21 protein-coding genes are annotated in these 23,489 nt (G+C 61.9%); 11 read left to right on the plus strand and 10 right to left on the minus strand.

What is annotated here, in order from left to right:
- Positions 1–33 precede the first annotated feature (33 nt).
- The gene (tyrS, locus tag ACS3WB_RS08955) at positions 34–1,287 is read right to left on the minus strand and encodes a tyrosine--tRNA ligase (protein ID WP_438275210.1); all 1,254 of its coding nucleotides are present in this window, start codon (positions 1,285–1,287) and stop codon (positions 34–36) included.
- Positions 1,288–1,446: 159 nt separating this feature from the next.
- Here tyrS and ACS3WB_RS08960 point away from each other — a divergent pair, with 159 nt between their 5' ends.
- Positions 1,447–2,547: an anhydro-N-acetylmuramic acid kinase gene (locus ACS3WB_RS08960; protein WP_438275211.1), complete on the plus strand. Its 1,101-nt coding sequence runs from the start codon at positions 1,447–1,449 to the stop codon at positions 2,545–2,547.
- A gap of 25 nt (positions 2,548–2,572) precedes the next feature.
- Here ACS3WB_RS08960 and ACS3WB_RS08965 read toward each other — a convergent pair whose 3' ends face one another.
- Positions 2,573–3,220: an alpha/beta hydrolase gene (locus tag ACS3WB_RS08965; RefSeq protein WP_292614474.1), complete on the minus strand. Its 648-nt coding sequence runs from the start codon at positions 3,218–3,220 to the stop codon at positions 2,573–2,575.
- A 120-nt stretch (positions 3,221–3,340) separates the two neighbouring features.
- Here ACS3WB_RS08965 and ACS3WB_RS08970 point away from each other — a divergent pair, with 120 nt between their 5' ends.
- The 7 genes from ACS3WB_RS08970 to ACS3WB_RS09000 all read left to right on the plus strand — a co-directional run bounded on the left by ACS3WB_RS08970 (position 3,341) and on the right by ACS3WB_RS09000 (position 10,586).
- Positions 3,341–4,528 carry a cysteine desulfurase family protein gene (locus tag ACS3WB_RS08970; RefSeq protein WP_438275212.1) on the plus strand — a complete coding sequence of 396 codons (1,188 nt, stop codon included), beginning with the start codon at positions 3,341–3,343 and terminating at the stop codon, positions 4,526–4,528.
- Positions 4,529–4,603: 75 nt separating this feature from the next.
- Positions 4,604–6,085 (plus strand): Fe-S cluster assembly protein SufB, encoded by a 1,482-nt coding sequence (gene sufB, locus ACS3WB_RS08975; protein WP_438275213.1) that lies wholly within the window; start codon positions 4,604–4,606, stop codon positions 6,083–6,085.
- 102 nt (positions 6,086–6,187) lie between these two features.
- Entirely contained in the window at positions 6,188–6,943 is a 756-nt protein-coding gene (sufC, locus tag ACS3WB_RS08980) for a Fe-S cluster assembly ATPase SufC (RefSeq protein WP_292695662.1), read from the plus strand.
- 8 nt (positions 6,944–6,951) lie between these two features.
- Positions 6,952–8,277, plus strand: a complete 1,326-nt coding sequence (gene sufD / locus ACS3WB_RS08985; protein WP_438275214.1) for a Fe-S cluster assembly protein SufD — start codon at positions 6,952–6,954, stop codon at positions 8,275–8,277.
- 224 nt (positions 8,278–8,501) lie between these two features.
- Complete coding sequence (locus ACS3WB_RS08990; RefSeq protein ID WP_438275215.1) at positions 8,502–9,746, plus strand: cysteine desulfurase; 1,245 nt, start codon at positions 8,502–8,504, stop codon at positions 9,744–9,746.
- Complete coding sequence (locus ACS3WB_RS08995) at positions 9,743–10,123, plus strand: SUF system Fe-S cluster assembly protein (RefSeq protein ID WP_438275216.1); 381 nt, start codon at positions 9,743–9,745, stop codon at positions 10,121–10,123. Before ACS3WB_RS08990 ends, ACS3WB_RS08995 begins: the two co-directional genes overlap by 4 nt.
- Positions 10,124–10,181: 58 nt before the next feature.
- Positions 10,182–10,586 carry a HesB/IscA family protein gene (locus ACS3WB_RS09000; protein ID WP_438275217.1) on the plus strand — a complete coding sequence of 135 codons (405 nt, stop codon included), beginning with the start codon at positions 10,182–10,184 and terminating at the stop codon, positions 10,584–10,586.
- Positions 10,587–10,649: 63 nt separating this feature from the next.
- Here ACS3WB_RS09000 and ACS3WB_RS09005 read toward each other — a convergent pair whose 3' ends face one another.
- Both ACS3WB_RS09005 and ACS3WB_RS09010 read right to left on the minus strand, forming a co-directional pair.
- Positions 10,650–11,720, minus strand: coding sequence for a GGDEF domain-containing protein (locus tag ACS3WB_RS09005; RefSeq protein WP_438275218.1), 1,071 nt, complete (start codon positions 11,718–11,720; stop codon positions 10,650–10,652).
- A 246-nt stretch (positions 11,721–11,966) separates the two neighbouring features.
- Positions 11,967–13,424, minus strand: coding sequence for a DEAD/DEAH box helicase (locus tag ACS3WB_RS09010; RefSeq protein ID WP_438275219.1), 1,458 nt, complete (start codon positions 13,422–13,424; stop codon positions 11,967–11,969).
- 300 nt (positions 13,425–13,724) lie between these two features.
- Here ACS3WB_RS09010 and ACS3WB_RS09015 point away from each other — a divergent pair, with 300 nt between their 5' ends.
- Entirely contained in the window at positions 13,725–14,963 is a 1,239-nt protein-coding gene (locus ACS3WB_RS09015; RefSeq protein ID WP_438275220.1) for an FAD-dependent oxidoreductase, read from the plus strand.
- A gap of 130 nt (positions 14,964–15,093) precedes the next feature.
- Here ACS3WB_RS09015 and ACS3WB_RS09020 read toward each other — a convergent pair whose 3' ends face one another.
- The 4 genes from ACS3WB_RS09020 to ACS3WB_RS09035 all read right to left on the minus strand — a co-directional run bounded on the left by ACS3WB_RS09020 (position 15,094) and on the right by ACS3WB_RS09035 (position 18,582).
- Positions 15,094–15,282, minus strand: coding sequence for a hypothetical protein (locus ACS3WB_RS09020; protein WP_438275221.1), 189 nt, complete (start codon positions 15,280–15,282; stop codon positions 15,094–15,096).
- A gap of 171 nt (positions 15,283–15,453) precedes the next feature.
- The gene (locus ACS3WB_RS09025) at positions 15,454–15,855 is read right to left on the minus strand and encodes a VOC family protein (RefSeq protein WP_438275222.1); all 402 of its coding nucleotides are present in this window, start codon (positions 15,853–15,855) and stop codon (positions 15,454–15,456) included.
- A 182-nt stretch (positions 15,856–16,037) separates the two neighbouring features.
- Positions 16,038–18,107 (minus strand): DNA topoisomerase IV subunit B, encoded by a 2,070-nt coding sequence (gene parE / locus ACS3WB_RS09030; protein WP_438275223.1) that lies wholly within the window; start codon positions 18,105–18,107, stop codon positions 16,038–16,040.
- 106 nt (positions 18,108–18,213) lie between these two features.
- Entirely contained in the window at positions 18,214–18,582 is a 369-nt protein-coding gene (locus ACS3WB_RS09035; RefSeq protein WP_438275224.1) for a hypothetical protein, read from the minus strand.
- A gap of 205 nt (positions 18,583–18,787) precedes the next feature.
- On the opposite strand from ACS3WB_RS09035, the gene ACS3WB_RS09040 reads away from it, so the two are divergent.
- Both ACS3WB_RS09040 and argC read left to right on the plus strand, forming a co-directional pair.
- Positions 18,788–19,318 carry a DedA family protein gene (locus ACS3WB_RS09040; RefSeq protein ID WP_438275225.1) on the plus strand — a complete coding sequence of 177 codons (531 nt, stop codon included), beginning with the start codon at positions 18,788–18,790 and terminating at the stop codon, positions 19,316–19,318.
- A 108-nt stretch (positions 19,319–19,426) separates the two neighbouring features.
- On the plus strand, positions 19,427–20,425 hold the full coding sequence (gene argC, locus ACS3WB_RS09045) for an N-acetyl-gamma-glutamyl-phosphate reductase (protein ID WP_438275226.1): 999 nt from the start codon (positions 19,427–19,429) through the stop codon (positions 20,423–20,425).
- A gap of 108 nt (positions 20,426–20,533) precedes the next feature.
- Here the strand turns inward: argC and ACS3WB_RS09050 are convergent, their stop codons facing one another.
- Together ACS3WB_RS09050 and ACS3WB_RS09055 are read right to left on the minus strand one after the other, a co-directional pair.
- Complete coding sequence (locus ACS3WB_RS09050) at positions 20,534–21,505, minus strand: hypothetical protein (RefSeq protein WP_438275227.1); 972 nt, start codon at positions 21,503–21,505, stop codon at positions 20,534–20,536.
- A gap of 155 nt (positions 21,506–21,660) precedes the next feature.
- On the minus strand, positions 21,661–23,472 hold the full coding sequence (locus ACS3WB_RS09055; RefSeq protein WP_438275228.1) for a PHA/PHB synthase family protein: 1,812 nt from the start codon (positions 23,470–23,472) through the stop codon (positions 21,661–21,663).
- Positions 23,473–23,489 lie beyond the last annotated feature (17 nt).

Here is a 23,489-nt window from a genome sequence, read left to right on the forward strand (position 1 = left end):
CGCGCCGTCGCGTCAATGCTGCCGCGAAGGCTTCTATGCCGGCCTTAGCAAGACGTGGCGCTTCTTGCCCATCGACAACTTGATCACGCCCTCGGGCGTTAGATTGTCCGGCGTCAGCATCATCTTCTCGTCGGTGACGGCGACATCGTTGACGCGAAGGCCGCCGCCCTTGATCTGGCGGCGCGCCTCGCCGTTCGAGGCGACGAGACCAGCTTTCACGAACAGCGCGAGCACGCCGGCTCCGCTTGCAAGCTCGCTGTGCGGAATGTCCAGCGTGGGAAGGCTCTCCGCGATGGCGCCTTGCTCGAAAGTGGTGCGCGCGGTGTCGGCGGCTTTCTCGGCTTCATCCCGGCCATGAAGAAGCGCGGTCGCTTCCGTCGCCAGCACCTTCTTGGCCTCGTTGATCTCCGCGCCCTGCAATGCAGCCAGTTTCGCGATCTCGCCCATCGGCAGGATCGTGAACAGTTTCAGGAATTTAACGACGTCGGCATCCTCGACGTTGCGCCAGTATTGCCAGAAATCGTAAGGGCTGAAGGCGTCGGCGTTGAGCCAGACCGCGCCTTGCGCGGTCTTGCCCATCTTCGCGCCGGATGCCGTCGTCAGCAACGGCGTCGTCAGGGCGAACAGTTGAGGCGTTCCCATGCGGCGGCCGAGATCGACGCCGTTGACGATGTTGCCCCACTGATCCGAACCGCCCATCTGCAGGCGGCAGTCGACGCGCCGCGACAGTTCGACGAAATCATAGGCCTGGCAGATCATGTAGTTGAACTCGATGAAGCTCATCTCCTGTTCCCGCTCGAGACGGAGACGGACCGAGTCCATCGTCAGCATCCGGTTGACCGAGAAGTGCCGGCCGATGTCGCGCAGCATCTCGATCCAGTTGAGCTTGGTCAGCCATTCCGCGTTGTCCAGCATCACCGCATCGGTCGCGCCGGAACCGTAACGCAGCACCTTGGCGAACACGCCGCGAATGCTGGCCTTGTTGGCCTCGATTTCCGCGACGCTGCGGATCGCGCGCGATTCATCCTTGCCGGATGGGTCGCCGACCATGGTCGTGCCGCCGCCCATCAGCGTAATCGGCTTGTTGCCGCTCTGCTGGAGCCAGTGGAGCATCATCATGGTCAGGTAGTTGCCGATGTGCAGGGACGGCGCGGTGCAGTCGTAGCCGACATAAGCCGTCGCCTGGCCTTTCGCGGCCAGCGCATCAAGCCCCTCGATATCGGAGCACTGATGGATGAAGCCCCGTTCGTGAAGGATGTTGAGGAAATCGGACTTGAAGGCGGCCATGGCTAAGGGACCCTGATCGTTCTTGTTCGGCTCTGTCGCAAATTCGGTTCCGGCGCATCATGGCCGGACACTGCCGCCGGGCTCCGCTGTGTGCCATTATAAGAAGCGCGCGTTCGGCACAAGCCGGACGCCGCATGGCAGCCAGCAGGGGTCCGCACGATGATGACGGCGATCGGTCTGATGAGCGGTACCTCGCTGGATGGTGTCGATGTCGCCTTGATCGAGACCGATGGCGAGCGAGTGGCCGCGTTCGGGCCGACCGGCTACCGTCCTTACACCGACCACGAACGCGGCCTGTTGCGAGAGGCGCTTGCGGAGGCGGTCAATCTGACGCAACGCAACGCGCGGCCGGGCGTGATCGGCGAGGCCGAGCGCGCCGTGACCATGGCGCACGCCGAAGTCGTTGCTGCGTTCCTCGCGCGAAATCATATCGCGCGCGAAGACATCGAGATTGTCGGCTTCCATGGCCAGACAATCCTGCATCGGCCGGCTCAGCGGCTGACCATACAGATCGGCGATGCGGCGGCGCTGGCGAAAGCGATCCGCGTTCCGGTGATGCACGATTTTCGCGCGGCCGATGTGGCCGCCGGCGGGCAGGGCGCGCCGTTCGTCCCGGTCTATCATCGCGCATTGGCGCAATCGCAAGGTCGCGAAGGACCGGTCTGCGTGGTCAATATCGGCGGTGTCTCCAACGTCACCTATGTCGATGGGGCCGAAACCTTGATCGCCTGCGATACCGGCCCCGGCAATGCGCTGCTCGACGATTTCATGCTGAGGGTGACGGGCCAGCCCTTCGACGGCGAGGGGCGGCTCGCGGCGCAAGGTCGTCCTGACGAGGACTGGATCGCGCACGCTTTGCAGCGCCCGTTCTTCGCACTGCCGCCGCCGAAATCTCTCGACCGCAACGATTTCGCCTCGCTCGCGCTGCCCGACATGGCGTCCGCAGACGGCGCGGCGACGCTGACAGCCTTTACCGCGGCGGCGATCGCGCGGATCGTTCCGCTGCTGCCGAAGCGACCGGCAAACTGGATCGTGGCCGGCGGTGGCGCACGCAATCCGACCATGCTCGGGATGCTGCGGGAGAGGCTTGCGCCGGCCTCCGTCGAGTCAGCCGATGCACTGGGCTGGTCGGCCGATGCCATCGAGGCACAGGCTTTCGGGTATCTCGCGGCGCGTGGCCTGCAAGGCCTGCCGCTAAGCTATCCCTCGACCACCGGCGTGCCCGTGCCTATGACCGGCGGAGTCATCGCCAAGCCTTGAGCCAGCCTTTATCCTCGGCGGACGGTCAGCGGATGTTGGCGAGCCTCATGTCGAGATAGCCGGTCACCGTTTCCATCAACGGCTCCATCTTGTCCTCGAAGAAATGGTTGGCGCCCGGAATGACGTGCTGATCGATCACGATGCCCTTCTGCGTCTTCAGCTTTTCCACCAGCGTCGTGACATCCTTAGCGGGTGCGACGATATCCTTTTCACCGTGGACGATGAGGCCGGACGACGGGCATGGCGCGAGGAACGAGAAATCGTAGCGGTTCGGCTCCGGCGCGATCGAAATGAAGCCCTCGACTTCGGGCCGGCGCATCAGCAATTGCATGCCGATCCAGGCGCCAAAGGAAAAGCCCGCCACCCAGCAGGCGCGCGCTTCCGGATTGATGGTCTGTGCCCAGTCGAGGGCGGCAGCCGCGTCCGACAGTTCGCCGGTGCCATGGTCAAAGGAGCCCTGGCTACGGCCGACGCCGCGAAAATTGAAACGCAGCACTGAAAAGCCGCGCGCCACGAAAGCGTAGTAGACCTGATAAACGATCGGGTGGTTCATGCTGCCGCGGAACTGCGGATGCGGGTGCAGGACCATCGCGATCGGCGCATTTTTCTGCTTCGCCGGATGATAGCGGCCTTCGAGACGGCCGGCGGGACCAGTAAAAATGACTTCAGGCATTAAGAATCCTTGGCAGATCGTCCGCAAACGCTGCCGCGTTCTAACATAGAGCGAGGGGCGAAAAGCAAGCGTCTTGCGCGTATTTATCGGCGCCCGCCAAAAATATTGTAGAGTTACAAGATGATGCAGGAGCGGACTTATCTCGACTGGAACGCGACGACGCCACTGCGCCGCGAGGCGCGCGAGGCGATGGCCGCCGCATGGGACGTTATCGGCAACCCCTCGTCCATTCATGCAGAAGGAAGGCGCGCGCGCGGGCTCATGGAGAATGCGCGAGCTACGCTGGCTGCTGCAGTCGGTGCCCAACCCCGCAACGTGATCTTCACCTCCGGCGGGACCGAAGCCAACGCGCTGGCTTTAAGCAGTGGTCTTCAAAGCAATAAGCAAATTCTTGATAGGCTTATCGTTTCTGCCATAGAACATGCCTCGGTGCTGGCCGGCGGCCAGTTCGCGCCTGACCGGCTCGCCCGCCTGCCGGTGCAGCGCTCGGGGGTGGTCGACCTCGATGCCTTGCGACCAATGCTCGCAGGAAGACCGCCGGCTTTGGTGTCGGTCATGCTCGCCAATAATGAAACCGGCGCCATTCAGCCGGTGGCCGAGGTGGCCGATCTTGTCCATGAGGCGGGCGGCCTGCTGCATGTTGACGCGGTTCAGGCGTTTGGAAAAATAGATTTCAATATCAAAGCATTGAATATCGATCTTCTATCGGTTTCAGCGCACAAGATTGGGGGTCCGAAGGGGACGGGCGCATTGGTTCTTGCGGAGAACGTGATCGGTCCTCGCGCGTTGATACAGGGCGGCGGTCAGGAACGGGGTCGCCGCGCCGGCACCGAGAACGTGGCTGGCATCGCCGGCTTCGGAGCCGCGGTGAAGGCGGCGGTCGCGGCGCGAGCGGGCGAGATGGCTCGGATCGAAATCCTCCGGAATCGGCTCGAACAAGGCTTGAGGCAAACCCAAGGCAGCGACCAAGACGGATCCCAAGCCGGCGTGATTTTTTCGCAGGATGTCGCGCGTCTGCCGAATACAACACTTTTCGGCGTTCCGGGGTTGAAAGCGGAGACCGCCGTGGTCAGATTCGATCTTGAGGGGATTGCGGTTTCTTCGGGTTCTGCGTGTTCTTCGGGAAAAGTGCAACCCTCGCATGTATTGCAGGCGATGGGTTACGGCCCCGAACTGGTCAGAAGCGCAATACGATTTTCGCTGGGCTGGGAGACGACGGACGCAGATATCGAGCGGGCTATTAAGGCTTGGCGAAAGCTCTCAGGTGCACTACTAAGGAAAGACGAAACAGTGCTTGAACAGTTCTAAGAGGATTTCTCGGGAACAACAGGCGCTGAGACTTCAAATCCACCGTGGTCCTTGAAACCGCGAGCGGAGGTAGAAATGGCAGCCGTACAAGAGACGGTCGATCGGGTTCGCCAGATCGACGTCGATCAATACCGGTATGGATTCGAGACCATCATCGAATCCGAGAAGGCTCCCAAGGGACTTTCCGAAGACACCATCCGGTTTATTTCCGAAAAGAAAAATGAACCGGCCTGGATGCTGGAGTGGCGGCTTGAAGCCTATCGCCGCTGGCTCACCATGCAGGAGCCGAACTGGGCGCGCGTCGACTATCCGAAGATCGACTACCAGGATCTTTATTATTATTCCGCGCCCAAGCCGAAGAAGGAGATCTCCTCGCTCGACGAGATCGATCCGGAAATCCTGAAGACCTACGAGAAGCTCGGCATTCCCTTGCGTGAGGTCGAGGCGCTGGAAGGCGTCGTTCGTCCCGAGGGCGAACGCAAAGTCGCGGTCGATGCCGTGTTCGACTCGGTGTCGGTGGCGACCACGTTCCAGGAAGAGCTGAAGAAGGCCGGCGTGATCTTCATGCCGATCTCGCATGCGATTCAGCAGCATCCCGAACTCGTGAAAAAATATCTCGGCAGCGTGGTGCCGACCTCAGACAATTTCTTCGCGACGCTGAACTCCGCGGTGTTCTCCGACGGCTCGTTCGTCTACATCCCGCCGGGCGTGCGTTGCCCGATGGAATTGTCGACCTACTTCCGCATCAACGAGCGCAACACCGGTCAGTTCGAGCGCACGCTCATCATCGCCGACAAGGGCGCCTATGTCAGCTATCTCGAGGGCTGCACCGCTCCGCAGCGCGACGAGAACCAGTTGCACGCCGCCGTGGTCGAACTGGTTGCGCTCGACGACGCCGAGATCAAGTATTCGACGGTGCAGAACTGGTACCCCGGCAACTCCGAGGGCAAGGGTGGCATCTACAACTTCGTCACCAAGCGTGGCGATTGCCGCGGTACCAATTCGAAGATCTCGTGGACCCAGGTCGAGACCGGCTCCGCCATCACCTGGAAGTATCCGAGCTGCATCCTGCGCGGCGACAATTCGCGCGGCGAGTTCTACTCGATCGCGATCTCGAACGGCTACCAGCAGGTCGACAGCGGCACCAAGATGCTGCATCTCGGCAAGAACACCACGAGCCGGATCATCTCCAAGGGCATCGCGGCGGGCAAGTCGCAGAATACCTATCGCGGTCTCGTCACCGCGCACCGCAAGGCGAGCAATGCGCGCAACTTCACCGCGTGCGACTCGCTTCTAATCGGCGACAAGTGCGGTGCGCACACCGTGCCGTATATCGAGGCCAAGAACACCTCGGCGCTGTTCGAGCACGAGGCGACCACGTCGAAGATTTCCGAAGACGTGCTGTTCTATTGCGTGCAGCGCGGACTGTCGCAGGAGGAGGCCGTCGGCCTCGTCGTCAACGGCTTCGTCCGCGACGTGCTGCAGCAGTTGCCGATGGAATTCGCGGTCGAGGCCCAGAAGCTGATCTCGATCTCTCTGGAAGGCAGCGTCGGATAACGTTGCGTTCGGGGCCCAGCTCCCGAGCGCTTGACATTGAAACCGTCCTTTTGCCGATGCGCTGGCGCATAGCGGTACGACGATCAAAAAGCGGAAACCAAAATGCCGTTGCTCGAAGTCAAAGACCTGCACGTTCGCGTCGAGGATCGCGAGATCCTTCACGGGCTCGATCTCACGGTGAATCAGGGCGAGGTTCACGCCATCATGGGGCCGAACGGCTCCGGAAAATCGACGCTCTCTCATGTCATCGCCGGCAAGCCCGGTTACGAGGTGACCGGCGGCGAAATCCTGTTCAAGGGCGAAGATCTTCTGGAGATGGCACCGGACCAGCGCGCCGCGAAAGGCGTGTTTCTGGCGTTCCAGTATCCGGTGGAGATTCCAGGCGTCGCCACCATGACGTTCCTGCGCACCGCGTTGAACGCGCAGCGCAAGGCGCGCGGCGAGAGCGAATATTCGACGCCGAATTTCCTGAAGAAGGTGCGCGAGGTCGCGGCCTCGCTCAACATTCCGCAGGACATGCTGCGCCGTGGCATCAATGTCGGGTTTTCCGGCGGCGAGAAGAAGCGCAACGAAGTGCTGCAGATGGCGCTGTTCGAGCCGAGCCTTTGCATTTTGGACGAAATGGACTCCGGCCTCGACATCGACGCGCTGCGCATCGCGGCCGACGGCGTCAACGCCCTGCGCAACAGCGAGCGCGCGATGGTGGTCATCACGCACTACCAGAGGCTGCTCAACTACATCGTCCCGGACTTCGTTCACGTCATGTCGAGCGGCCGCGTCGTCAAGAGCGGCGGCAAGGAACTGGCGCTGGAACTCGAAGCATCCGGCTACGCCCAGTTCGAAGAAAAAGCAGCCTGAGCGCCATCATGAACGTTGCATTGGTCAAGCCCACGACCGACCACGCCGCCAGCGATATTTTCGCGGCCGCGCGGGGTCGTCTTCCGGGCAAGGGTCCCGTTGCCGAGGTTCGCGAGGCTGCCTTTGCGGAGTTCGCGCAACGCGGGCTTCCGCATCGCCGGATCGAGGAATGGAAATACACCGACCTGCGCGTGCTGTTGCGCGAGGTCGCGCCGCTTGCCGCGCGACCCGATGCGGATGCGCTGAAGCGCGCGTCCGAGGCGCTCGCTCAAATCGAGGTGAAGGGCGGCTGCAGGCTTGTGCTGGTCGATGGCGCGTTCGCGCCGGAGCTGTCCGATCTCGGCGCGCTGGAAAAGGGCGTCGATGTCCGCACGCTTCACGACATGCTGGAGAGCGCCGACAACGCGGCGCGCGCGGATCTGCTGCGCACCAATGCCACCACGGACGTGATGGTGTCGCTCAACGCCGCGATGGCGACCGACGGTGTCGTCATCGGCGTTGCGGACGGCGTCGTGCTGACCAAGCCGCTGCACATCGTGCACGTCACGACGCAGTCGTCTGCGTCCTCGTTCACGCGTTCGCTGCTGCAAGTGGCAAAGGGCGCTCGGGTCACGCTGGTGGAAAGTTTTGTCGCGGCGAACGGCGCGCAGGGCTATCAGGTGAATGACGCCGTGGTGCTGTGGGCAGGCGAGGGCGCCGACGTCCAGCACGTCCGTCTCGTCGAGGATGCGCGCGACGCCAGCAACATATCGACCGCGATCGTGACGCTCAACGGCAGGACGCAGTACAACACCTTCAGCCTGACGACCGGTTCGGTGCTCAGCCGCTATCAGGCGTTCGTCCGTTTCGGCGGCGAAGGTGCCAATGCGTCGATCAACGGCGTCAACCTGCTGAAGGATCAGCAGCATGGCGACGCCACGCTGGTGGTCGATCACGCCGTGGCGCATTGCCAGAGCCGCGAGATATTCCGCGCGGTGGTGGACGACCGCGCGCACTCGGTATTCCAGGGCAAGATCATCGTTCAGCCCGACGCGCAGAAGACCGACGGCAAGATGATGACGCGGGCGTTGCTGCTGTCCGACGGGGCGGAAGCCGATAACAAGCCCGAGCTTGAGATTTTCGCCGACGACGTCACCTGCGGTCACGGCGCGACGGTCGGCGCGCTCGACGAGAGCCTGCTGTTCTATCTGCGCGCGCGCGGTCTTTCGGAGAAGGAAGCGCAGGCGCTACTGATTCAGGCGTTCATTGGCGAGGCGATCGAATCCATCGCCGACGACGGCGTGCGCGAGATCGTCATCGGAGCCGGTGAGCGGTGGCTCGCGGCGCGCGGATAAGAGATTGTCGGAGCGTCATTGCGAACTGACGGGTCGGCGCGAAGCGGCCGTCTGATGCCAGGCTCCGCGAAGCAACTCAGAGGTCTCGGGAGAGCCGGATTTGCTTCGTCGCTTCGCTAAGAACGAAACCGGTGTTGCCGGTTTTGTTCCGGCCTTGCAATGACGGGTGCTCCCTTCACACGGGAGAAGCCCGAAGTTCTGACGATGGATATGGAAGTAGTGACATGACCCATCCGGCGGTCGCCAACGGTTCTTATGATGTGATGCGCGTGCGTCAGGATTTTCCGGCGCTGGCGATGAAGATCTACGGCAAGCCGCTCATTTATCTCGACAACGCCGCATCGGCACAGAAGCCGGACGCGGTGCTCGACCGCATGACGCAGGCCTACAAGACAGAATACGCCAACGTCCATCGCGGACTGCACTATCTCGCCAACGCCGCGACTGAAGCCTATGAAGGCGGCCGCAACAGGGTCGCGCAATTCCTCAATGCGAAGCGCACCGAGGAGATCATCTTCACCCGCAACGCCACCGAAGCGATCAATCTGGTGGCGTCGTCCTGGGGCGAGCCAAATATCAAGGCCGGCGACGAGATTGTGCTCTCGATCATGGAGCATCACTCCAACATCGTGCCATGGCATTTCTTGCGCGAGCGGCATGGGGCGGTCATCAAGTGGGCGCCCGTCGATGACGACGGCAATTTTCTGATCGACGAATTCGAGAAGTTGCTGACGCCGAAGACCAAGATCGTCGCCATCACGCAGATGTCGAACGCGCTTGGCACCATCGTTCCGGTCAAGGACGTGGTGAAGCTCGCGCATGCGCGCGGCATTCCGGTGCTGGTCGACGGCAGCCAGGCGGCAGTGCATCTTGCCGCCGACGTGCAGGACATCGATTGCGACTTCTACATTTTCACGGGTCACAAGCTTTACGGTCCGACCGGCATCGGCGTGCTGTATGCGAAGTACGATCATCTCGTCGCCATGCGGCCATATACCGGCGGTGGCGAGATGATCCGCGAGGTCGCGCAGGACTGGGTCACCTATGGCGATCCGCCGCACAAGTTCGAGGCCGGGACGCCGGCGATCGTCGAGGCGGTCGGGCTCGGCGCCGCGATTGATTATGTGAACTCGATCGGCAAGGCGCGGATCGCGGCGCACGAGCACGATCTTCTGGTCTACGCCCAGGAGCGGCTGCGTGAGATCAACTCGCTGCGCATCATCGGCACCGCGCGCGACAAGGGACCGGTGATCTCGTTCGAGATGAAAGGTGCCCATCCGCATGATGTCGCGACCGTGATCGACCGCGCCGGCATCGCCGTTCGCGCTGGCACCCATTGCGTGATGCCGCTTTTAGAGCGGTTCAACGTTTCAGCGACCTGCAGGGCCTCGTTCGGCATGTATAATACGCGCGAGGAAGTGGATCATCTGGCGCAGGCGCTGATCAAGGCACGGGATTTGTTCTCATGAGCGAAACCGCTGAAATCGTAAAAAACAATACCTGTCACATGCAGACCAGCTCGGTGCTTGCGCAGGAGGAAACCGAACGCATGGGCACGGGGATCGTGGCCGCGTTGAAAACCGTGTTCGATCCGGAAATTCCCGCGGACATCTATGAACTCGGACTGATCTACAAGGTCGACATCAAGGACGACCGCGGCGTCGACGTCGAGATGACGCTGACGACGCCGAACTGTCCGTCCGCCGCGGAACTCCCGACCATGGTTGAGAATGCGGTGGCGAGCGTTCCCGGCGTCGGTGTCGTGAACGTCAACATCGTCTGGGAACCGCCGTGGATGCCCGACCGGATGACTGACGAGGCCCGCCTTGTCCTCAATATGTGGTGACGATTTTACCTTCTGCCTGTGCTATGATCAGGGTTGATTTACTTTCAGGATTGACCAGATGACAGAGATGACGCCGAGCACGCCAGCCACCAAGCCGAAACCGAGACCTCGCCCGCAGGTTATGCGGTTGACCGATGCCGCGGCGGCACGAGTCAAGGAACTCGCTGAACGCGCGGATTCGGAGATCGTCGGCCTGCGCGTCGGCATCAAGAATGGCGGATGCGCCGGCCAGTCCTACACGGTGGAATACGCCCACGACGTCAGGCCCACCGACGAAGTGGTCGAGGACAAGGGTGTGAAGATTCTGGTCGACCCCAAGGCGGTGCTGTACCTGCTCGGTACCGAGATGGATTACAAGTCCGAAAAAATGCAGGCGCAGTTCATTTTCAATAACCCGAACCAGGTCTCGGCCTGCGGATGCGGCGAATCCGTGCAGCTCACGCCCGCCAAGATCGACGGCTGAGATTTGGGTTGTTCCTGGGGCGCAAATTTCGGCGAAGCCCCTGAAGGGAACATCAAGCGGACGTCAGGCCACCTGCACCTGGATGTCGGCGCAAAACGAACATTCCGAGTCGGCTTCGCAAACGACGCGATTGCGGCCATTGCGCTTGGCGGCGTAGAGGCAGATGTCGGCGCGCTCGATCAGCGAGTCCGTGGTATCTCCGCAGCGAAGCATCGAGACGCCGACCGAGATCGTGACCCGGCCGAGGATTTCGCCGGTTGATTTTTTCTTCAACTCCTTGGCCATCACGGCGCGGCGGATGTGATCGGCCACCGTTACCGCCTGATGTATCTTGGTATTGGGCAGCACGACCGCGAATTCCTCGCCGCCGTAGCGCGCGGTGATGTCCTGGCCCTTGATGGTCTGCTTCAGCGACATCGCAACCAGCCGTAGCACCTGATCGCCGGTCAGGTGGCCGTAGTTGTCGTTGAACGATTTGAAGTGGTCGATGTCGAACATCAGAAGCGACAGCGCTCCGCCTTCGTTGACGGCCAGCGTCACTGCGTCTGCGACGGCGCGGTCGAAATATTTGCGGTTGCCGAGACCGGTGAGCGGATCGGTCATGCTCTCGGTCCTGATCGCTTCAAGGCTATGTTGAAGATTGTTGATCTCGATCTTCGAGAGCTCCAGCCGGTTTTCCAGTGCCTTGTTGGCTTCCTGTATCTCGGTGGTTGATTTTATCAGCGCCGTGATGACCGCCTTGACCTGCTCGCGGCTTTGGGCGACGCCGAGTCTTTCGGCTGCCCCCTTAAGGCTGTCGCCGAAACCGGCCGTTATGCCAAGCGCGTCGGTGATGAGTCTCATCACGTCATCGATCTCGGTGATGACGCGCCCGCCGAGCTTGTCGATGCGCTCTGTGGTTCTGATCGGGGAGAGGTAGTTGTCGTAGATCTGCTCGAGATCGGATTCGGTCAGCTTGCCGTTGCGCGCGAGGGTCTCATTGATGACCTTGTTGAGCGCGGAATTGTATCCGGTGGCGTAGACGTACCAGATTTCGTAGTTGCGCGGGATCGCAGTCTGTCGCAGCGATCGGATCTGGCCGAGCGCCACCTCCGCGAACGCCAATGTGCGCTCATGTTCGTCCAGCCCGACCACCGCTGCGGCTCCGCCGACGATTCGACTGATCGTCGTCCCAAACGACAAAGTATCAACGTGAATATTGCTGAGAAACTAGCGGTAGAGAGTTTACGCGCGGTAAATGGTGTTCAGCCGGGTGCGGGGAGGCCGCGCCGCTAGAGTCTGCCTCAACTGCGTTGAATCAGACTCCTCGCTTATCGTTTTGATTGAGCATGATCTTTTCCGAAAACCGGTTTCCACTTTTCGGGATCATGCTCCAAACGCTTAGCCGCGGGCGCGGATCGGGCGAAGCAGGAACGCCGGCAGGTGAGAATGGTCTCCGGGTTCGGTGACGGCCTCGCGGCGGGGCGCGGGGGCGCGACCGATCGACGGCGGCTGCGGCGCGGCCATCGGCGCACCGGCCGTCGCGGCGGGGATCTCGTGTCTCTGGTGATCGATGCCGGAGCGCCGCGGTTTGCGGCCCTCGCGCTTGCCGCCGCGGGCAAAGGTCTCGCCGTTCTTGTCGCGTGTCTGACGGGATCGGGCCGGACGGCTCCTGGATGCCGTCTCGGCGCCGGGAGTGGCTTCGCTTGCGCCGGCGTCATGGCCGGGAAGGTCGGCCTCGATATCTGCCTTGGGAATGGACTGACCGGTCAGCTTCTCGATCGCCGCGAGCGATTTGAAATCGGCGGGACAAACGATCGTGATCGCGGTGCCGGTACGACCGGCGCGGCCGGTGCGGCCGATGCGATGCACGTAGTCGTCGGGGTGGTACGGCACGTCGAAGTTGAGAACGTGGCTGACCTCGGGAATGTCGAGGCCGCGCGCGGCCACATCGGAGGCGACCAGCAGCGGCAACTCGCCCTTGCGGAATTGATCCAGCGAAGCGGTCCGCGCCGACTGGTCCATGTCGCCATGCAGGGCGCCGACACTGAAACCGTGTTTCTGAAGTGACTTGCAGACGATGGCGACGTCGCGCTTACGGTTGCAGAAGATGATTGCGTTCTTGAGATCCTGAGCTTCTCGCAGCAGGCGGCGCAGCAACTCACGTTTTTCGTGTGGCTCGCGTCCGCAACTGACCTGCGACTGCGCGACGGTCGCCGCCGTGGTTGCCGGCCTCGATACCTCGACCTTTTCCGGGTTGTGCAGGAAGGTGTCGGTGACGCGCCGGATTTCGTTCGGCATCGTCGCGGTGAAAAACAGGGTCTGTCGCGTGAACGGCACCAGCTTGCAGATGCGTTCGATGTCGGGAATGAAGCCCATATCCAGCATCCGGTCGGCTTCGTCGATCACCAGAAGTTCCACGCCGGTGAGCAGCAGGCCGCCGCGTTCGGTGTGATCGAGCAGGCGGCCCGGAGTTGCGATCAGCACATCGACGCCGCGCGTCAGTTTCATGTCCTGGTCGCCGAACGAGACGCCGCCGATCAGAAGCGCCACGTTGAGTTTCTGGCCGGCGCCATACTTGTCGAACTGTTCCTTAACCTGCGCCGCGAGTTCGCGGGTCGGCTCCAGGATCAGCGTACGGGGCATTCGCGCTCGGGCGCGGCCTTTCTCCAGCAGCGTGAGCATGGGCAGGACGAAGGCCGCGGTCTTGCCGGTACCGGTCTGGGCGATGCCGAGAACGTCGCGGCGCGCCAGAACGTGGGGGATGGCCTGATCCTGAATGGGGGTGGGGGAAGTGTAACCTGAGGCCGCGACTGCAGCCAGGACCTTATCGGATAAACCAAGATGTGAAAAAGACATTGAGCCTCTGCTCGACACCGCCGTCCGGAATCGAATGTAGAAGGCTGTCGCGCTCAACCCCTTAACGGCGTGCTTTTAAGAAGCGAAGGGGGCTCTGGCTTGCGCTGACGGGCGGCTCACCATGGAATCGTGTTTCGATCCCGGGCCGCGTTACCGCGAAACATAGGGGGGAAATGCGTAAAGTCAATTGAGAAACGGCGGAAATATCGAAAAACCTTGTCGTTTTTTGCTTGAACCCGGCGGAATGGCCGCTGAGATATTCGCCAGCTATCGGATTTCCGGCTCGCGAAGGACATCAGTATGGATGCAGGCCGTCCGCGCAAGCAGCGCTCGATTTCCACGCGCTGCTGCATCGTCGGCGGCGGGCCGGCCGGCATGATGCTCGGCTATCTCCTCGCGCGCGCGGGAGTTGAGGTTGTCGTGCTCGAAAAGCACGCCGACTTCTTCCGCGACTTTCGCGGCGATACGGTGCACCCGTCGACCATGCAGGTGATGGACGAGCTCGGCCTGATCGATGATTTCCTGAAAGTGCCGCACGATGAATTGCAAAGGCTGGAAGCCTGCTTCGGCAAGACCCGCCTGCGCATCGCTGACGTCGGCCGCACTGGCGCGAAGCATCCGTTCATCGCCTTCATGCCGCAGTGGGATTTTCTCAATTTCCTGCGCGACAAGGGCCGCCGCTTTCCGAACCTCAGGATCATGATGAACACCGAGGCGGTCGGGCTTATCCATGACGGCGACAGGGTGGCGGGCGTCCGCGCAGACGCGGGCGGTGCGCTCGACATCAGGGCTGACCTGGCGGTCGCTTGCGACGGACGCCATTCCATCATTCGGCGTAGCGCGGGGCTTGAGGTCGAGGAGATCGGCGCGCCGATGGACGTGCTGTGGTTTCGCGTCGGCAAAAGCGCCGAGACCGAAAGCGTGTTCGCGCGCATCGAGGCGGGCCGGATGATGGTGATGCTCGATCGCGGCACGTATTGGCAATGCGCCTACGTCATCGTCAAGGGCCACTACGACGAGATCAAGGCGCGGGGCATCGAGGCATTGCGCGCCGACCTGGTCGCGCTGGCGCCGTCGCTCCGGTCCAACATAGCGGATGTAAAGAACTGGGACGATGTGAAACTGCTCACCGTCGCCGTGAACCGTCTCAAGCGGTGGACCCGCCCTGGTCTGCTCTGCATCGGCGACGCCGCGCATGCGATGTCGCCGGTTGGCGGCGTTGGCGTCAATATCGCGGTTCAGGATGCGGTGGCGGCGGCGAACCTGCTTGCGGAGAAGCTCGCGAGCGACGGCGCTGTAAGCGAGGATGATCTCGCCGCCGTCCAGCGCCGCCGCGAGTTTCCGATGCGCATGACGCAGGGCATGCAAGTGATCGTCCAGAACAACATCGTCAATGCGGCGCTCAATCCCGGCAGCGGCCCGTTCAAGCCGCCGCTGTTCGCGCGCATCGTCAACGCTGTGCCGTGGTTGCAGGGTCTGACTGCGAAGTTCATTGCCATCGGCGTGCGGCCCGAACATGTCCATTCGCCGAAAGCGTGAATCGCGTTTTACAGAGCTAAATCGAGAGCGACCGTAAACGGCGAGGTAAATTATTCGTCCAAAGTACCGAGCAGATCAACCGCTATTGCTTTCGGATCGCGCAGACACGCCGACGTCAAATTTGAAAGTACTACAAACGTCGCGACAGCAGAAGCGCCAGCAGGCCGGTGACCGCCACCGCGCCGCCGTACCAAACCCACTGCGTCTGCCGGATCATGAGACTCGACGCCGGATAGGGAAACACGCCGGAACCCTGACCGGCCCAGACAAGGCCGATCAGGATTGCAAGCAGGCCGAGAATAAGGAGCGTGATTTTCATCATTGCACAACATTCCACTAAAGCGTTTTCGAGCGAAGTGGAATCCAGTTCGCGTGAAGAAAACGCGTCAAATCAAGAAGCTAGAATCTTTAACCGTTTCCATGAAACGGTGAAAGACTCTCGGCATGCGACGGAGCAGGTGCATTCGCCGGAGGTGGCGGTCGCGCATGATCATCTCCAGGGATTGTAGGTGCCGATACTCCAGACGTGGCCCTCGGGATCGCGGCAGGTGAAGTCGCGTCCGCCATAGTCCTTGTCGGAAATGTCGAGAACGATGGTGGCGCCGTTGGCCTTGGCCTTCGCATAGACGGCATCGGCATCCGGCACGACGATGTAGGAGCTCTGGGTCACCGGGCGATCGGCTGTGGCCGGCTGCTGGACCTTGCCGTAGTCGTCGTCGCGAGCCGAACCCAGCATGATCATGCCATCCCCGAGCGCGAGTTCGGCATGGGCGACCCCGCCGCTTCCATCGTCATAGACGGCTTTTCGGGTGAAGCCGATGGTGTCGCATAGCCAGTCGATCATTCTGTGCGGATTGCGATAACGCATCGCGGGGATCACGGTCGAGCCCATCGCCTGACCTCCATTGCGGTTAAGGCCGCGATGATCGCTCGCGAATGTGACCGCAGGTTGGCCGCCGGAGTTGCTTCAACCGTTGAATAAGACCTGGCCTTATCCTGTTGATCGAGCGCGACCTTATCCGAACCGGGTTTTCATTTTTGCGCTGTCCCCGGCCGTTCGGGCCGGATCCTGCTTTACACGTCCAGCAGCTCCTCGCTGGCGAATTCGGCCTTGTCGGAGATGAAGGCGAAGCGCGCCTCCGCTTTGGTGCCCATCAGCCGTTCGACCGAGTCCGCCGTGTCCTCGCGATCGTCCGCCAGCAGCACCACGCGCAACATCGTGCGCTTTGCCGGGTCCATCGTGGTTTCCTTGAGCTGCGCCGGCATCATCTCGCCAAGCCCCTTGAAGCGGCCGACATCCACCTTGGCGTTGGCGTTGAACTCGCTCTTGAGCAGCGCCTCCTTGTGCGCGTCGTCGCGGGCATAGACCGTCTTGCTGCCGTGAGTCAGGCGATAGAGCGGCGGCACCGCGAGATAGAGATGGCCTTCGTCGATCAGGCGCGGCATCTGGCGATAGAAGAAGGTGATCAGCAGCGAAGCGATATGCGCGCCGTCGACGTCGGCGTCGGTCATGATGATGACGCGCGAATAGCGCAAATCCTCTTCGCGATAGTTGGTGCCGGTGCCGCAGCCGAGCGCCTGGATCAGATCGGCAAGCTGCGCGTTGGCGGTAACCTTGTCCCTGCCTGCGGAGGCCACGTTGAGGATCTTGCCGCGCAGGGGGAGCACGGCCTGGGTCTTGCGATCGCGCGCCTGCTTGGCGCTGCCACCGGCGGAATCGCCCTCGACGATGAACAGTTCGGAGCCATCGGTCGCGGTGTCGGTGCAGTCTGCGAGCTTGCCGGGCAGGCGCAGCTTCTTCACTGCGCTCTTGCGCGAGGTTTCCTTCTCGGCGCGGCGGCGCAACCGCTCATCGGCGCGCTCGATCACGAAATCGAGCAGCCTGTTGGCCTGCGCCGGATTGCCGGACAGCCAGTGATCGAACGGATCCTTGATCGCCTGTTCGACGATCCGCGAGGCCTCGGCGGTGGCGAGGCGGTCTTTGGTCTGGCCCTGGAATTCCGGCTCGCGCACGAACACCGAGAGCATGACCGCGGCGCCGACCATCACGTCCTCGGAGGTGATGGAGCCCGCGCGCTTGCCCTGTCCGACGCGCTCCGCGTGATCCTTCAAGCCGCGCAGCAGCGCGCTGCGCAGGCCGGACTCGTGAGTGCCGCCGTCAGGCGTCGGCACCGTGTTGCAATAGGAGGACAGGAAACCGTCGGCGTCGGCGGTCCACGCCACCGCCCATTCGCAGGCGCCGTGCGCGCCGTTGCGCCCCGATCTGCCGGAGAAGATGTCCGGATGAACCAGCGTGTCCTTGTGGATCGCCGCGGCCAAATAATCCTTCAAGCCGCCGGGGAAGTGGAAGGTCGCCTCCGCCGGGATGTCGTCGAGGCCCTTGAGCAATTCCGGCGCGCACCGCCAGCGGATTTCGACGCCGCCGAACAGATACGCCTTCGAGCGTGTCATCTTGAACAGGCGCTGCGGTTTGAACGCGGCCTTTGCGCCAAAAATTTCGGTGTCGGGCTTGAAGCGGATGGTGGTGCCGCGCCGGTTGGCGATCCTGCCGAGGTCTTCGAGCTTGCCTTTGGGGTGGCCGCGCTCGAACGTCATCTTGTAGAGGTTCTGGCTGCGCGCCACTTCGACTTCGAGGCGGGAGGAGAGGGCGTTGACCACGGACACGCCGACGCCGTGCAGACCGCCGGAGGTCTCGTAGACCTTGGAGTCGAACTTGCCGCCTGAATGCAGCGTGCACATGATGACTTCGAGCGCCGACTTCTTCGGAAATTTCGGGTGCGGATCGACGGGGATGCCGCGTCCGTTGTCGGTGACCGTGAGGAAGCCGTCGGCGGCCAGTTCCACCACGATGAAAGTCGCGTGGCCCGCCAGCGCCTCGTCCATGGCGTTGTCGATCACCTCGGCGAACAGGTGGTGCAGCGCCTTCTCGTCGGTGCCGCCGATGTACATGCCGGGGCGGCGGCGGACCGGTTCAAGCCCCTCCAGCACCTCGATATCGGCGGCGGTGTAGTCGGCCTCGGCTCCCGACCCGCGGCTCGATCCGCGGCCGGCGCGGGCCCTGGTCTCGGAGGTCTTGGCCGCGGAAGCCTCGAACAGGTCGTCGGCAGATTTTGACTTTGTATTTTGTTTCAGTGATTTGGACATATTTCTTCAAAAACCAGGCACGCCGGACAAGTCGAATCGACCGCGCTGACTATGCCACGGACACGGGTGGATTTGTGAACGCCCTGCGGATCGGGTCGAGCGGGCGTCAGGTCCGCTCGGTGCGGAACAGGACGACTGCAAACAATAGCGTCGCAACGACAACGATAACCGAGCCGATCGCCGGCGCCGCGAAATAGGCACCGTTATTCAACAGGGTGAGCGCAACCCCGGCCGGCAACACGAGGCCGCCGAGAATGTGGAGTGAGCCCTGAATCCGGGCCAGCGTGCTGTTTCCGGCGGCCGGCACCAGCCGATAGTAGAGTCCGAACAGGAATAGCAGAACCCCGCCTATCAGGTTGAGATGGGCGTGGGCGGGGGCCAGGGTAAAGTTCTGCTGGATTCCCATGGCCATTCCCGCGACCATTCCGATCAGCAGAAGGACAACGCTTACGCACATCATCGCCGACCCGATCATTCGTTCCCCCTGTTTTCTCCGAGATCACGATGATTGGATCCCGGTCTTTTCAGGATGCAAGTCTTCAATATGCAAGTCTTTCCAATATCCAAGTCTTTGTGACTTGAAGTCGTATGAGAGGCTAGTTTAGCTGCTTCCGATTGTTTTGTACCGCCGCGGAGGCTCAACACCCCTTCGCTGAGGGAGCGGCAAGAGGCATTTTGGAATGGAAGACGTCGGACGCGGCGTGGTCGACTTCGTGCGCGATCATCAGGTTTGGGCCGCCCCTGTCGTGCTGCTGCTTGCCTTTGGCGAGTCGCTCGCCTTCATCTCGCTGCTGGTTCCGGCGTGGGGCGTGCTGGTAGCGATCGGCGCCCTGATCGGCATCAGTGACATCAAATTCTGGCCGGTCTGGATCGCGGCCGCTGTCGGCGCGTCGCTCGGCGATTGGCTGTCCTACTGGTTCGGCTATCACTTCAAGGACCGCGTCGCCGAAATGTGGCCGCTGTCGCGCCATCCCGACCTTCTGCCGCGCGGGCAGGCTTTCGTGCAGCGATGGGGCATCCCATCTATTTATATCGGCCGGTTTTTCGGACCGCTGCGCGCCACGGTGCCACTTGCAGCCGGAATCTTCGCCATGCCGTACTGGCGTTTCCAGATTGCAAACTGGACGTCGGCCTTGATCTGGTCGGCGGTGTTGCTGGTGTTCGGCGACGTGATCTCGCGGATCGTCGAATGGATCTGGTATGCGGTTTGAGCGTGATCGGATTTGCGAAGGAGCGTCGGAGGAAGCGGTCGCGCGGCCGGCGCATTTGGATTACAAGGCGAGCCAGAGAGCACGCTCGCGGGATGCAAGGATAAAGTCGTGACTGCCGCAGATACCAAAGCGAAAGACTTAACTTTCAGCGGCAACACCGCCGTCCGGCCGACGGTGTTCGTCGATGGTGCGTCTGGAACCACCGGGCTCGAAATCCGCCAGCGGCTCGACCGGCAGGGCGACGTCGCCGTCAAAAGCCTCGACGGTGACAAGCGGAAGGATCCGGCCGCCAAGCGCGCACTGATGGCGGAGGTCGATCTCGTGATCCTGTGCCTGCCCGATGAGGCGGCCAGGGAAACCGTCGCCTTGATCGACGGCATGGGCGCGGACGCGCCGAAGGTGCTCGACGCTTCGACGGCGTTTCGCGTCGCGCCGGACTGGACCTACGGCTTTCCGGAACTGACGCCCGATCAGGCGGACAGGATCAAGGCGGCGCGTAAGGTCACGAACCCCGGCTGCTATCCGACCGGATCGATCGCCTTGCTGCGGCCGCTGACCGATGCCGGCCTGATCCCGCAGGCCTATCCCGTCACCATCAACGCGGTGAGCGGCTATTCCGGCGGCGGCAAGTCGATGATCGAGAGTTTCGAGAAGGGGACCGCGCCTGCGTTCGAGCTCTACGGACTCGGCTTCGAGCACAAGCATCTGCCGGAAACGCAGAAGTACGCGAACCTGACGCGGCGGCCGATTTTCGCGCCGTCGGTCGGCGACTACCGGCAGGGCATGCTGGTGTCGATCCCGCTGCATCTCGATACACTGCCGGGACAACCCGATGGCGCTACGCTTCATGCGGCGCTGGCAAAGCGTTATGCGGGCAGCGCCTATGTTTCGGTGATGCCGCTCGACAACGCCGCGACGAAAAATGGACGGATCGAGCCGGAGGCGCTGAACGGCAGCAACAGGCTCGAGCTTCACGTCTTTGCCAGCGAGAAGCACCGGCAGGCCGTTCTGGTCGCGCGGCTCGACAATCTCGGCAAGGGCGCATCCGGCGCGGCGGTACAGAACATGCGGCTGATGCTCGGGTTGAGGGATTCTGGGGCGGATTGAAGGGGTGCTCGAAACCCTTTCATTGTTTGTCGTCATGCCTAAGCTTGACCGGGGCATGACCGGGAGAAGTTGTTCTCGCTACCTTACGAGCGTTGCGCGTAGCAATCTCTATCCGTGTGGTGAAGCGCCGTCGTGAACCTCGAACGAATCCATCAATTCGAGGATGCGTGCCTGCATGCCCCGCCAATTTGCCACATCCTCTGGTCGATGGCGGAAATAGAAATGCCGTCCCCTGTTGATGAAGCGGTGTTGACAAGATTTTGGAAAGGCCTCGGATGGCGTAGCGCAGTCGATCACCGTGGTGTTGATGTCACGATCGTCGGCGTAAACAAGATAGCGATATCCGATATATTCCTTGCCATCTTTACCGTGCGTGAGGGTTTTGCTCTTCGCCAGGCCGAACTCGGTACTTTGTTCGACAATGTTGCCGCTGGGTTCGGCCTTCATGAGACTTAACACCCACTCTGGATCCCACGCGATGAAGACCCAATTGCTATCATGTTCCTCTCGCGCCAAATCTCTCCAGCGTTGATTGAGTGGCTGGAAGTCAGGAGCGGTTGTCGCAAGCCTCAAGGTGGGGTTGGCTCCGCCGCTCCATTTTACCTGCCATGCGTTTGGAATACGGTAGGCACCCTGCGCTGAAAACTTGACGTAAACGGTGTCAAACGATTTGGGAAAAAGTACCAGCTGCTTACTTACGAAATCATGCACTGGCAGGCAGGTCACCGCCGGCCCGCGGTCCATAATCTGGCCGTTAAGCACCTCCGGCTCGAAAGAACGTTGGCGATAGGACCAGTAATACAGACGCCGATTTTCACCCTCGCCGACAACGAGGATAGCATGGTGCTGCATATATAGCGGCCCCTCGCGCCTGGCCCACATAGTCAAGGCCGACAAGTCGAGCCAGGAGCGGGCGGGGCGGTAGTCAGAAGTCCTATCGGCGACTTGAATACAATAGGGCTGGGATTGAGCGGTCTCTTCCGCGTTAAAGGCGACAAGTCGTGATGTCGCACTGCCCGCGGCGATGACCAGCGCAGCCCCCGCTAGGATCAGGCCGATAAACTTTCGTGGTGATACCAACTTTATCCCCTCACACCGAAGTGATCCGGCGGATATAGCATCGGTGTGTGCTCATCGAATAGTTGAGCGAGAGAACGGTTTTGAAAATGTTTGGATGACGTGACTTGCTTCGGGCAACTGATCGACAGCGTGCTTTTAATTCGCTTTCGGTCACCTCACGCCCGCACGCGTACATAACTCCCCGGTGCGTCCTCGATCGGCGGGAGCGCGGCGCTGCCGACCTCGCGGGCAGGGACGACCTCGGCGTCGATTCCGCGCAGCCAGGCGTGCCAGTCCGGCCACCACGACCCCTTGTGTTCCTGCGCGCCCTTCATCCACTCCGCGACCGTAGTGTTGCCGATGGCGTCGCTGGTCCAGTACTGATATTTGCCGAGCGACGGCGGATTGATGACGCCCGCGATGTGTCCCGACCCTGACAGCACGTAGCGCACCGGGCCGCCGAAGAATCGCGAACCGTACAGCACCGATTCCGCCGGCGCGATGTGATCCTCGCGAGTGGCCAGATTGTACACCGGCACCTTGACCTTCGAGAGGTCGAGCAGGGTGTTGTCGAGCACCATCGAGCCGGTCGAGAGACGGTTCTCGAGGTAGCAGTTGCGCAGGTAATAGGAATGGTTGGCCGCGGGCATCCGCGTCGCGTCCGAATTCCAGTGCAGCAGATCGAACGCCGGCGGCGTCCTGCCCTTGAGATAGTTGCTGACGACGTAGGACCAGATCAGGTCGTTGGGGCGCAGCATGTTGAAGGCCATCGCCATCTTGCTGCCTTCCAGCACGCCGGACTGCTTCATGTCGCGTTCGAGCGCGGAAATCTGGTCTTCGTCCACGAATACCAGCAGGTCGCCGGCGTGGGTGAAGTCGACCTGCGCGGCAAAGAACGTCGCCGACGTCACGCGCGCCCGCTGCTTGTCCGCAAGCCATGCCAGCGTGGTCGCGAGCAGGGTGCCGCCGACGCAATAGCCGATGGTATGCACCTTGGTCTCGCCGGTCGCCTTCTCGACCGCGTCCATCGCCGCCAGCGGGCCTTCCTTCATGTAATCCTCGAAGGTCTTTTCGCCGAGCCGCTTGTCGGGATTGACCCAGGATATCACGAACACCGTGATGCCCTGATCGACGCACCACTTGATGAAGGATTTCTCCGGCTTCAGGTCGAGGATGTAGAACTTGTTGATCCAAGGCGGCACGATCAGGAGCGGCGTCCGCAGCACCGTCTCGGTGCTCGGCGAATACTGGATCAACTGCATCAGTTCGTTCTGGTAGATCACCTTGCCCGGCGTCGTCGCCATGTTGACGCCGACTTCGAGATGGCTGGAGTCGGACTGCCGGATCCGCAGCACGCCGTTGCCCGCATTGATATCCTCGGCCAGCATTTTCATGCCGCGCGCGAGGTTGTCGGCGTTCGAGGCGAAGGTTTCGCGCAGTACGTCCGGATTGGTCATCACGAAATTCGACGGCGCGAGCGCGTTGGTGATCTGCGCGATATAGAACTCGGCCTTCTTGCGGGTGTGCGGATCGAGGTTCTCGGCGTCGCGAACCAGTTCGTTCGCCCATTTGGTCGTCAGCAGATACGCCTGCATCACAAAATCGAAGAACTGGTTCGATCGCCATTCCGGATCGGTGAAACGTTTATCCCGGGGTGCGGGTGCGATGGTGGGATTGATCTCCTCGCCGGCGAGGCGGCGCGCGGCGTAGCCCCAGAGGTCCAGATAGGCCTTGCCGAGTTTCGTTTTCAATTCGACCGCGCGGGTCTGGTCCGAAAGCCAGTAGTCGGCCACCGTGCTGACAGTCCTGATCAACTCGGCAAACTCGTTCGGCTGGCCGTCGCGCGCCTCGCCGCCCTCACGCGCCTTGAGGTATGCGGCCAGCGCCTTGCCGCCGCTCTCCATCGCATTGGCGAGGTTCATCGCGAAGGTGTCCGGGTCGAACCGGGGCTTGGCCTCGGCCTTGGTCTCGACAGGTAACTCGCTCATGGCCGCACACCTGAGGG

This window comes from Nitrobacter sp. (genome assembly GCF_051535215.1).
Classification (GTDB): domain Bacteria; phylum Pseudomonadota; class Alphaproteobacteria; order Rhizobiales; family Xanthobacteraceae; genus Nitrobacter.